Origin of the sequence: Rubrivivax sp. A210 (genome assembly GCF_904426505.1) — a bacterium.
Lineage (GTDB): Bacteria > Pseudomonadota > Gammaproteobacteria > Burkholderiales > Burkholderiaceae_C > Rubrivivax.
Map to the genome: position 1 here is coordinate 86,857 of NZ_CAJGBN010000008.1, position 11,612 is coordinate 98,468.

Sequence of the window (11,612 nt, forward strand, 5' to 3'; positions counted from 1 at the left end):
CTGCCCATGCGGGCGCCCCCGCAGCCTTTACATTCCACCGCAGGGACTTCTGTCCTGCCATACCAACAAGCCATGGGCACGCGGAAACAGGGATGAGCACGCCGGGCAACTTCGCCTTCCTGGCCGAGCACTCGCCTTTGCTGGCCGATCTGGGCGCCACGGCCGAGCGCCTGTTTCCCTTTGACCCGGCCAGCTGCGTGCTCAAGCTTCGGCTGCTGGCCGAAGCCATCACGCAGGACATCGCCGCACGCCTGGGCATCAGCCTGGTCCAGCCCACCCAGGCCGAGCTGCTGCGCGCCGTGGATGCGCGCCTGGGCATGGACGCCCAGGTCAGGCAGCTGTTCCAGCTGCTGCGGCGCACCGGCAACCAGGCCGCGCACCAGGCCGACCACGGCATCTCCTACCGCGAGGGCCTGGGCGCGCTGAAGGTGGCGCGCGAGATCGCCGTGTGGTACCACCGCAGCTTCGGCGGCACGCCGGGCTTCAAGCCGGGGCCGTTTGTGCTGCCGGACGATCCAAGCCAGAAGCTGCTGACCCTGCAGCAGCAGATCGGCCAGCTCAACACCCGGCTGCAGGATGCGCAGGCGGCCCAGGCCGCTCAAGTGGAGATGGCGGCGCTGCACAGCGCGCAGGCAGAACAAGAACGCGCCATGGCGCTGCAGGCGCAGGAAGAGGTCGCCATCTACCGCGTGCTGGCCGAGGAAGCCGGTGATCGCGCCGCGCGGCTGCAGGCCCAGTTCGATGCCCAGCTCGAGGACATCGGCCGGCGCGCCAACGCCGATGACCTGGCCCGCTTCAGCCAGCGCGCGGCCGAGGCCGCCAAGTCGGTATTGCTGGACGAGGCCGGCACGCGCCAGCTGATCGACCTGCAACTCATAGCAGCCGGCTGGGACGCCGACACGGTGAAGATCAGCCACGCCCGCGGCGCACGCCCCGAGCGCGGCCGCAACAAGGCCATTGCCGAGTGGCCGACCCAGGGCCAGCAGGCGGCGGACTACGTGCTGTTCGCCGGCCTCACCCCCGTCGCGGCCGTGGAAGCCAAGCGCAAGAACATCAACGTGTCCGGCAAGATCGTCCAGGCCGAACGCTATGCGCGCGGCCTGGTGGTGGCAGAAGGCATGAACCCGGCCTGGCAGGTGGCAGGGCGCGACGGCCCCTGGCCCGATGGCCAGGGCGGGCTCTTCCAGCTGCCCTTCGTCTACTCCAGCAACGGCCGCCCCTTCGTCAAGCAATTGGCTGAGCTGAGCGGCACCTGGTTTCGCGACGCCAGGGCGCCTTCGCACACCGCCCGCGCCCTGGCCGGCTTCCACTCACCCCAGGGCCTGCTGGACCTGCTGACACGCAGCCGGGAAGCCGCCGGGCAAAAGCTGCAGCAAGACAGCTACGGCTACCTGCGCCTGCGCGACTACCAGATCAAGGCCATCGCGGCGGTGGAGGCCGCGCTTGCCGAAGGCCGCGGCACCTGCCTGCTGGCCATGGCCACCGGCACGGGCAAGACGCGCACCATCATCGGCCTGATGTACCGCCTGCTCAAGGCCGAACGCTTTCGCCGCATCCTGTTTCTGGTGGACCGCACGGCGCTGGGCGCGCAGGCGCAGGACGTTTTCGACGAAGCGCCGCTGGAGCAGAACCAGCCGCTCAGCAAGATCTACAACGTGGCCGAGCTGGGCGACATGGCCGCCGCGGCCGAGACCCGCGTGCAGGTGGCCACGGTGCAGGCCATGGTCAGGCGCGTGTTCGGCAGCGACACCCCGCCGCCCGTGGATGCCTACGACTGCATCATCGTGGACGAGGCCCACCGCGGCTATGCGCTCGACCAGCAGATGACCGAAGGCGAGCTGGCTCTGCGCGACCACGCGCAGTACCTGTCCAGCTACCGCCGCGTGCTGGACTACTTCGATGCCGTGCGCGTGGGCCTGACCGCCACGCCGGCCCGCCACACCTCCGAGATCTTCGGCAAGCCGGTCTTTACCTATTCCTACCGCGAGGCCGTGGCCGACGACTGGCTGATCGACCACGAGCCGCCCATCCGCTACCAGACCCTGCTCAGCCGCCACGGCATCCACTTCGCCAAGGGCGAGACGGTGGAGGCGCTGAACCTGGCCACGGGCGAGCTGGAAGCCGCCGAACTGGACGACGAGCTTGATTTCCAGGTCGAGAGCTTCAACAAGCGCGTCATCAACGAAGACTTCAACCGCGTCATCTGCGAGCAGCTGGCCGAGGAACTGGACCCCTTCGGCGAAGAGAAGGCGCTGATCTTCTGCGCCACCGATGCCCATGCCGACATGGTCAAGCGCCTGCTCGACACCGCCTTCAAGGCCAGGTACGACGAGCAGTACAACGAAGCCGCGGTGCGCAAGATAACCGGCGCCTCGGACAAGGTGGACCAGCTCATCCGCCAGTTCAAGAACGAACGCCTGCCCAGCATTGCCATCACCGTGGACCTGCTGAGCACGGGCATCGACGTGCCCACCATCTGCCACCTGGTGTTTCTGCGGCGCGTGCGCAGCCGCATCCTGTACGAGCAGATGATCGGCCGCGCCACGCGGCGCTGCGACGAGATCGGCAAGACGGTCTTCAAGATCTACGACCCGGTGGACATCTACGCCACGCTGCAGGCCGTGAACACCATGCGCCCGCTGGTGAAGGATTCGAACGTCACGCTGGAACAGCTGATCGACGAGCTGAACAACCCGGCCAGCTTTGCGGCCCCCGGCAGCGCCCAGGGCAGAACGCACGCCCACGAGGTGCTGGACCAGTTGAACCAGAAGCTGATGCGCGTGCTGCGCCGCGCCGGGCACGAGGCCGCCAAGCGGCCCCCGCTGCAGGCCCGGCTGGACGAACTGGAACAGCAATGGGGCGTACACCCGGCCCAGCTGCACCGGCATCTGCACGGCCTGGGGCCGCAGGGCGCGGCTGATTACTTGCGGCACAGCACCCGGCTGCTGACGCAACTGGTGGAGGTGCAGGCGCTGATGGGCTCGGCCTACAGGCCCATCCTGTCAACGCACGCCGATGAACTGCTGGCCCGCGAACAGAGCTGGGGCCAGCACACCCGGCCCGAGGACTACCTGGACAGCTTTGGCCGCTTCGTGCGCGAGCAGATCAACCAGTCGGCCGCCCTGGCCGTGGTGGTCAACGCGCCCAAGGATTTGACGCGCGACCAGCTGCGCGAGGTGCGCCTGCTGCTGGACGCCCATGGCTTCAGCGAGGCCAGGCTCAAGGCCGCCTGGCGCCACACCCGCCACGCCGACATCGCCGCCAGCATCATCGGCTACATCCGCCAGGCGGCGCTGGGCGAGGCGCTGCTGCCCTTCGAGCAGCGCGTGGCCCAGGCCATGCTGCGCATCTACGCCATGAAGCCCTGGACGCCGGTGCAGCGCAAGTGGCTGGACCGCCTGGCCCGGCAGCTCGTGCTGGAAGTGGTGATCGACCCCGCCTTCGTGAACCAGGCCTTTGAGCTAGACGGCGGCGCCCGGCGGCTGGACAAGCTGCTGGGCGGCGAACTGGCCCCCGTGATGCACGACCTGGCCGCCCACCTGTGGCCCAGCCAGGCCTGAACGCCGCCTTGCAGTTGTACAATTGAAACGTACAACTCAAAGCAAGGGCGGCCCATGGACAGCATCCCCTACAGCGAAGTCCGCGCGCATCTGGCCGAAACGCTCAAGAAGCTGGAAGTGCGTGAAGAGCCGGTCTACATCAGCCGCCGGGGTGAACCGGCCGGGGTGTTGATGTCGGTGGCGCAGTACCAGCGGCTGCAGAGCAAGGCCGACGGCCCATTCGCGCGCTGGTTGGAGTGGCGTACCCAACATGCCAAGGAGTTCGAGGCCTGGAAGGACGAGCCTGACCCTTGGGCCGATGTGCGAGACCGCACACCGCCTCGCCCGGTGACTTGGACGGACGACATTGCCGACCCTGAAGAGCCCTGAGCATGGCCGCTCACGACGGCCTGCTCTGGCTTCTGGACACCAACACCATTTCCGAATTGGGCCGCGCGCAGCCGTCTGCGCAAGTGGTGCAACGTTTCACCCACGAAGCCTCGGCGTGCGCGCTTGCGGCGGTCGTTTGGCATGAGCTTTGGTTTGGCGTCTTGCGCCTGCCCACGGGGCGCCGCCGTGACGGTTTGACCCACTTCGTGCGCAGCGTGGCGGGCGGCCTGCCCAAGCTGCCCTACACCGAAGCCACGGCGCGCAAGCATGCTGAACTGCGTGCGCAACTGGCTGCGAAGGGCCGCATCCTGCCCGAGCCCGACGCACACATTGCAGCCGTCGCCATCACCCACGGCCTGACCCTGGTCACCCGCAACACGCGCGACTTCAAAGGCCTGCCCGGCCTTCAACTGGCCAACTGGTTCCAGGACTGAGATGACCCCCAACGACATCGTCCAGAAACTCTGGAACCTCTGCGACGTGCTGCGTGACGACGGCATCAACTACAGCGACTACGTGGCCGAGCTGGTGCTGCTGCTGTTCATCAAGATGGAGCACGAGAACCGGGCCAGCGGCATCCTGGCCGAGCACAAGCTGCCCGAGTACGCGCGCTGGTCCACGCTGTCGGCGCTGAGCGGGCTGAACCTGCTCAAGCACTACCGCGCCGCGCTGCTGCGCCTGAGCGAAAGCGAAGACCCGCTGATCGCCGCCATCTACGCCGACGCGCAGACCAGCCTGAAGGAAGCGCGCCACCTGGAACAGCTGATCAAGAGCCTGGACGGCATCGACTGGTTCAGCGCCGCCAAGGACGGCCTGGGTGACCTGTACGAAGGCCTGCTGGAAAAGAACGCCAGCGAAACCAAGAGCGGCGCCGGCCAGTACTTCACGCCGCGCCCGCTGATCGACAGCATCATCGCGCGGGTCAAGCCGCTGCCCGGCGAAACCCTCCAGGACCCGGCCGCCGGCACGGCCGGCTTTTTGATCGCCGCCGACACCTACATCAAGGCCCGCACCGACCAGCTCTATGACCTGGGCGAAAAGCAGCGCCGCTTCCAGCGCACCCGCGCCTACCTGGGCATGGAGCTGGTGACCGGCACGCGCCGCCTGGCGCTGATGAACTGCCTGCTGCACGGCATGGAAGGCGATGCCGAGGGCGTGGTACACCTGGGCAACACGCTGGGCAGCGCCGGCAGTGCACTGCCGAAGGCCGACGTCATTCTCAGCAACCCGCCCTTCGGCACGGCCAAGGGCGGCGGCGGCCCCACGCGCGACGACCTCACCTACGCCACCAGCAACAAGCAACTGGCCTTTTTGCAGCACATCGTGCGCCACCTGAAGGACGGCGGCCGCGCCGCGGTGGTGCTGCCCGACAACGTGCTGTTCGAGGCCGGCGTGGGCGCCGACATCCGGCGCGACCTGATGGACAAGTGCAATCTGCACACCATCCTGCGCCTGCCCACCGGCATCTTCTACGCCCAGGGCGTGAAGACCAATGTGCTGTTCTTCCAGAAGCTGAGCGAGGCCGCCACCGGCAGCACGAAGGAAGTGTGGGTCTACGACCTGCGCGCCAACATGCCGAAGTTCGGCAAGCGCACGCCGCTGACGCGCGAGCATTTCAGCGCCTTCGAGGCGGCCTATGGCGACGATGCCAACGGCCGCAGTGCACGCACCGACGAAGGCGAGGGCGGGCGCTTCCGCTGCTTCAGCCGCGAGGCGGTGAAGGCGCGCGGCGACAGCCTGGACATCAGCTGGCTGAAGGACGACAGCGCGGAGGACGCGGCGGACTTGCCGGAGCCGGCGGTGTTGGCGCGGGAGGCGGTGGAGGAGTTGAACGGGGCGTTGGCGGAATTGGAGGCGATCCTGGCCGAATTGGGCGAGGAAGCGGTGTCGTGAGCGACTGGCCAGAGAGTTGGGTTCCGGCCACGGGCAACACTGTTTTTGAACTGGTGACCAGCGGGTCGCGCGGTTGGGCCAAACACTACGCTGAGTCCGGTGCAGCGTTCATCCGCGTCGGCAACCTCGATCACGACACGATCCGACTGGACCTCCGCGACATCCAGCGCGTGGTACCTCCAGCCGGCGCCGAGGGTGAGCGGACCCGCCTGAAGGCGAATGACTTGCTGGTCTCGATCACCGCCGAAGTGGGCATGGTGGGGCTCGTTCCGGAGGGACTGGGCGAGGCCTATATCAACCAGCACATTGCGTTGGCCCGTTCACTGCCTGGTGTCGATCAGCGGTTCATCGCTTGGTACCTGGCCTCCGAAGCCGATGGAAAACGTCGGCTTCGCGAAGTCAGCCGTGGTGGAACGAAGTCGGGCCTGGGTCTGGACGATATTCGCAATGTCAGCGTCCCACTTGCTCCGCTGGCAGAGCAGCAACGCATCGCCGACAAACTCGACACCGTGCTCGCCCGCGTGGACTTCTGCCGCGACCGCCTGGCCCGTGTCGCCCCGCTACTCAAACGCTTCCGCCAATCCGTCCTCGCCGCCGCTACGTCGGGGCGGTTGACTTTGGACTTTCGGATTCACGGAGGCGATGACTGGACTCAGGCATCGCCGCGGGAGCTCAAAACGCACTGCGAACTGGATGTCGGATACGCATTCAGGAGCGCCGAGTTCGAAGACGAAGGCGTAAGACTTCTACGCGGCGACAACATTGAACCGGGCCGTTGTAGATGGATCGACGCAAAGTGCTTCCCAGCCGAGAAGCTTGCTGAGCTCGCGCACTTTATGCTGCGTGAGGGTGATGTCGTGCTGGCAATGGATCGCCCGATCATCAGCACCGGTCTCAAGCTCGCGCGGGTCAGAGCATCGGACCTGCCTGCGGTACTGGTGCAACGAGTCTGCCGCTTTCGACCGATACCTCAGCTGCATTCGGCATTCCTCTACTTGGTGCTTCAAAGTTCGGCGTTCATTGAACACCTGAGCAGCAAGCAAAACGGCTCGAGCATCCCGCACATCAGTGGTGGTCAGATTCTCAGCTTCGCTTTTGTGGTGCCGCCACTTGAAGAGCAAACCGAAATCGTCCGCCGCGTCGAAACCCTCTTCGCCTTCGCCGACCGCCTGCAAGCCCGCCTCACCCAGGCCCAGACCGCCGTGGACCGCCTGACGCCGTCGTTGCTGAGCAAGGCCTTCCGCGGCGAACTGGTGCCGCAAGACCCGGCCGACGAACCCGCCGCCGAACTGCTGGCCCGGCTGGCCCGGGCTGCGGCCGACAATGGCGGGCCCACCCGCCCGGGCCCGCGCCGCGGGCGCCGGCCCGCCGCTGTGCAGGACACGCCATGAAGATCGAATCCATCCGCCTGAAGAGCTTCAAGGCTTTGCAGGCCGAGCTGCTGGCATTGCCGGGTGGCGGGCCGGTGTGATGCGCGTCCAATGGGTTCAAACCGCGGCCAGCAGCCCCGCCGGCAGTGGATGGTCACCCGCTCCATGCCGATAACCACCCCCCTGGTGGCCCTTTCGCCGCGGGGAAGCCTTTGATCCTGCTGCCTTGCGAAGGACGCGCCGCCCTGGCGCCTAGGCGGGCTGGCCCATGCGGCGGCGGCGCGCCAGCAGCAGGCCCGCGCCGGCCAGCATCAGCAGCGTCGCATGCGGCTCGGGCACCGGGGCCGACACCAGCGTCAGATCGGCGGCGGTGACGAGGGCATCGTCGGCATAGCGCATGGGAAACAGGCCGCCGTGCGATGACAGCCAGTTGAACAGTTCCGCCGGGTTCATGCCCACCTGGGAGACCAGGCTGGTGACGATGCTGCCGCTGTTGTAGTTGCCGGCCACGCCGTTGATGAAGCTGGGCAAGGTCCAGGCCGGGAACAGCCCGGTCACGCCGTCGGAAGGCAAGGCCACATCGGTGCTGGGCCCCACGCCGTTGATGAAGAACTGCGTGTTCAGCGTCAGCCGCAGCCGCGCCTCCACCAGGCCGCCGGTGGCCATGAAGGCGGCGTAGCCGGGATCGGCCGTGAAGTCGAAGGCCCAGCGCGTGGTCTCGTCCACGCCGTCGCCGGTGACATGGCCCGGGCCGGCGGCAGGGTTGGCGCCTATCGTGAAATCGCCATTGACCAGGTCTTGCGTCAACGCCACCGGGCCGGGCTGGCTGCTCGCCGCGGTGGCCGTGGCGCTGATGGTGATGGCGTGGGCCGGCGCGGCTGCGCACAGCAAGCCTGCCAGCACGGTGATGGCCGGGGTGATGGCCGGAGTGATGTGCTTGAAGAATCGGGCTTTCATGGGGGCGCTCCTGTCGTGGTGGTGAAAGAGGGGGTCAGCGCAGGCCCGGCGGTTCGCCGCGGGGCGCGTCAATGCGGTCCAGCCGCGCGATGTAGCCGATCAGCGCCGGCAGCGTGGCAAAGCGCAGCGGCGGTGCGCCGGGCGCGGCAGACAGCTCGGCCGACCATTGCGAAAGCGGCCCCGTGCGCCGCAGCCGCAGGTGCAGTTGCAGCGTGAGTTGCAGTTCGGGTTCGGCGGGCTCGGTGACCATGGGGCCACTGTGCCGGCAGGGCGTTGCGAATGCGTTGCAAGCCTCGGCCGGGCGCGCGGGCCGGGCCTGGCGCAGCCTGCCGCCGGCCCTTGCGGGCCTTGCGGCCCTTGCGGCGGGCTCAGGGCAAGGCGGGCTGCCAGCGGCGCTCGAAGCCTTGTTGCAGTGCCGGCCAGGCCTGCAGCCGGGGGGCCAGGCGCGCGACATCGGCCCGCTGCTCCTCGCGCAGGCGCGCTGCCAACGCCCCACCCGCGCCAGCTGCGCCGGCCAGGCGCTCGCGGCGCAGCAGCAGCCGGGTCAGGGCGGGCGTGGCCGGGCTGGACAGTGCCGCGTCGGCGGCGGCCAGGGCCGCCGCCGGAATGGGGCCCAGGCCGCGTGTGGCCGCCAGCCAGGCCGCACACACCAAGGCCCAGGTGTGGGCATGGGGCACGCCGCCCAGGCAGGGCGCCAGGGCTTGCAGGGCCGCGGCCGGCTGCGCCTCGCACAGGGCGATCTGCGCCTGCGCCAGGGCCACGCCCTGGCGATCGATGGGCTGGGTCACGCTGGACGGCGGGCCGATGAGCGCGAAGTGCCGGCGCGCCAGCGCGGCCTGGCCGCGCTGCGTGGCATTGAGCACGAGGTTGAAGGCCAGCTTGACGGTGTACTGGGCCACGCCGGCAAGCTCGCGCGCCAGCACGCTGCTGATCAGGCGGTCGGCGCCGGCCTCGTCGCCGACCAGGGTGTACAGGTCCAGCACCATCGACACCAGGTCGGCCAGGAGCGCCGGCTCGTCCACCCCGCACGCCAAGGCAAAAAGGCGCTCGGCTTCGTCGCGCGCCGCGCCCAGTTCACCCAGGAAGCACAGCGCCTGCGACGCCATCGCGCCTATGCCCACCTCGTTGCCCAGGCGCGAGAAGTGCGGCGCCAGCGCCACCGATTCCCGCGCACGCTGCAGCGCGCGTGCGGCCTGGCCCTGGTGCAGATCCATGTCGGCCAGGCCGTGCAGGGCCTCGCGCTGCTGATCCACCAGGCGCAGTTCGCGCGCCTGCGTCAGCGCGGTCTGGAAGGCAGCCTGGGCGCCTTCGAGGTCACCGCACAGGCCGCGCATGGCGCCGATGTTGCAGTGCGCCTTGGCCACCAGGTGGCGCGCGCCCAGCGCTTCGGCCAGAGGCAGCAAGGCCTGGGCCTCCCGCAGCGCGGCCGGCCCGTCACCGCGCATGTAGTGGTTGAACATGAGCTGGTGGCGCAGCCGCAGTTGCTGCATGGGGTCCAGCTCGGGGCTGCCGGCGAAGCGGTTCAGGGCCTCGCGCGCCAGCTGCGCGGCCTCGTCGGTGCGGCCCAGCGACGACAGCGCCAGGCTGCGCACCTCCATCGCCCGCGCCTGGTCCAGCGCCGGCAGCGCCGGCTGCGCGAGGCAGGCGTCCACGCGTTGCAGCGCCTCGGCCGCGCGGTGGCTGATGCTGCAGATGGACGCCGCCTCCAGCGCCGCCTTCAGCGCCACGCCCGGCTGCGCCTGCTGACCCGCTTGCCGGGCCAGCGCGTCGAAATCGGCCACCGCCGCGGCCAGCGCCGCCGCGTCGCCCCGGCCGCGCTGCACCGGCCAGCGCCTTTGCAGCACGCGGCCGTGCTCGGCCAGCGTGGGGCCGTCGTCCAGCGCGGCCTGCCAGTGCGCCAGCGCGGCCTCGTGGCTGCTCAGCCGTGCCGCAGCCTCGGCCGCGTCGATGCGGTAGGCCACCGCGCGCCGGGGCTCGCCGCCGGCCTCCCAATGTTGCGCCACCTGGGCCGGCGGCAGCCTGGCGGCCTGGGCGCCCAGCGCCAGGCGGCGGTGGACGAGGCGGCGGCGCTCGGCGCCGAGGTGGCTGTCCAGCGCCACCTGCACCAGGTCGTGCGCGAAGGCGTAGCCGCTGTCGCGCTCGCGCAGCAGTTGCGCGGCCACCGCGTCCTCGATGGCGCCGAGCGCCTCCACTTCGCTGAGCGCGCAGGCGCCCGCCAGCAGCGCGGGCGCGAAGGGCTCCGAGGCCAGTGCCGCGGCTTCCAGCAGGCGCTGCGCGGCTTCGGGCAGGCGCTGCACGCGCGCCAGCACGGCTTCGCGCACGCTGGCGGGCACGGGCAGCTCGGCGTAGTCGCGCGTGCCGTCGTCGAAGGGGGTTTGCCAGACACCACGGCTGTCCACGCTGAGCAATTGCAGGCCTTGCCAGTGGCGCAGCGTTTCGACCACGAAGAAGGGGTTGCCGCCGGTGGCGCCTTCCAGGTGCCGGGCAAAGCGGAGCGGGTCAGCGGCGCCCGATATACGGCGCACGAGGTCGTGGACCTGCGCGCTGCCCAGGGCCGGCAGGCGCAGGTGCAAGGCGCCGCCATCCACCAGCGCCTGGCGCGCCGCCAGTGCGGCGGCGTCGAGCTCGGGGCGCAGGGTCAGCAGTTCACGCGCGCCGGGCGTGCGGGCGGGGCCGGATTCGGCACGGCGTTCGGCCACCAGGCTCAGCACGGCGCGGCTGGCGGCGTCGCACCAGTGCCAGTCATCGACGATCACGGTGTCGAAGCTGTCTTGCGCCAGCGCCAGCCAGGCCGCGGCGCAGGCTTCCATCACCAGGCGCTGCTGGTCGGGCGCCTGCAGGCTGGCGCGCGCCGCGGGGCGCGGGTCCAGCTCGGGCAGCAGCAAGGCCAGCGTGTCCAGCGCCCAGCCGGCGATGCCGGCGTCGGCCAGGTTGGCGCGGCTCAGCCTGGCCCCGGCCAGGCGGCGCAGCAGCCGCGCGAACGAAGCGTAGGGCAGGCCGGCGTCGCTGCGCCGGCACTGCGCCAGCGCATAGGGGCCCTGGGCGGCGGCGAAGTCGCGCGCCAGGCGGCTTTTGCCGATGCCGGCCACGCCTTCCAGCAGCAGCGTGCGGCCTTGCTGCCAGGCGGTTTGCAGCGCGGCGAGCTCGCCGTCACGGCCCACCAGCGGCAGCTCGGTCGGCCAGCGCGTGACGCTGGCGGTGATGGCGAGGGCCGCGGGCGCTGCGGCCGGCGCCCGCAGGCCGTCGGCCAGCGCCGTGGTCTCGGCCATCGGGGCCAGGCCGAGTTCGGCCGCCAGCAGCGCGCGGCAGCGCTCGTACTGCGCCAGCGCGGCTTCGCGGCGGCCCGCGGCCGCATGCAGGCGCATGGCGTCGCGGTGGGCCTGCTCCTGCAGCGGTTCGTCGGCCAGCAGCACTTCCATGCGCGCCAGCGCGGCGGTGGGGCGGCCCGCGGCCTCGTGCGCCA

Annotated in this window: 8 protein-coding genes; 5 read left to right on the forward strand and 3 right to left on the reverse strand. The window is 70.0% G+C overall.

Annotated elements, in window-relative coordinates:
- The first annotated feature begins 92 nt into the window (after window positions 1-92).
- The 5 genes from hsdR to JMV16_RS07410 are packed head-to-tail and all read left to right on the forward strand — an operon-like array spanning window position 93 to window position 7,213.
- Window positions 93-3,560, forward strand: coding sequence for a type I restriction-modification system endonuclease (gene hsdR, locus JMV16_RS07390; RefSeq protein ID WP_201493605.1), 3,468 nt, complete (start codon window positions 93-95; stop codon window positions 3,558-3,560).
- A gap of 54 nt (window positions 3,561-3,614) precedes the next feature.
- Window positions 3,615-3,929: a type II toxin-antitoxin system Phd/YefM family antitoxin gene (locus JMV16_RS07395; protein WP_201493606.1), complete on the forward strand. Its 315-nt coding sequence runs from the start codon at window positions 3,615-3,617 to the stop codon at window positions 3,927-3,929.
- 2 nt (window positions 3,930-3,931) lie between these two features.
- Window positions 3,932-4,363, forward strand: a complete 432-nt coding sequence (locus tag JMV16_RS07400) for a type II toxin-antitoxin system VapC family toxin (RefSeq protein ID WP_201493607.1) — start codon at window positions 3,932-3,934, stop codon at window positions 4,361-4,363.
- A 1-nt stretch (window position 4,364) separates the two neighbouring features.
- Window positions 4,365-5,822 (forward strand): N-6 DNA methylase, encoded by a 1,458-nt coding sequence (locus tag JMV16_RS07405; RefSeq protein ID WP_201493608.1) that lies wholly within the window; start codon window positions 4,365-4,367, stop codon window positions 5,820-5,822.
- A complete protein-coding gene (locus tag JMV16_RS07410) occupies window positions 5,819-7,213 on the forward strand; it encodes a restriction endonuclease subunit S (protein WP_201493609.1) in 1,395 nt (464 codons plus the stop codon). The genes JMV16_RS07405 and JMV16_RS07410 overlap by 4 nt, the downstream gene beginning before the upstream one ends.
- Before the next feature lie 231 nt (window positions 7,214-7,444).
- Here the strand turns inward: JMV16_RS07410 and JMV16_RS07415 are convergent, their stop codons facing one another.
- The 3 genes from JMV16_RS07415 to JMV16_RS07425 form a co-directional block, all read right to left on the reverse strand.
- On the reverse strand, window positions 7,445-8,149 hold the full coding sequence (locus JMV16_RS07415; RefSeq protein ID WP_201493610.1) for a PEP-CTERM sorting domain-containing protein: 705 nt from the start codon (window positions 8,147-8,149) through the stop codon (window positions 7,445-7,447).
- 34 nt (window positions 8,150-8,183) lie between these two features.
- Window positions 8,184-8,399: a hypothetical protein gene (locus tag JMV16_RS07420; protein WP_201493611.1), complete on the reverse strand. Its 216-nt coding sequence runs from the start codon at window positions 8,397-8,399 to the stop codon at window positions 8,184-8,186.
- A 118-nt stretch (window positions 8,400-8,517) separates the two neighbouring features.
- Window positions 8,518-11,612: ATP-binding protein (locus tag JMV16_RS07425; RefSeq protein WP_201493612.1), on the reverse strand; the 3,095-nt coding region annotated here is incomplete at its 5' end.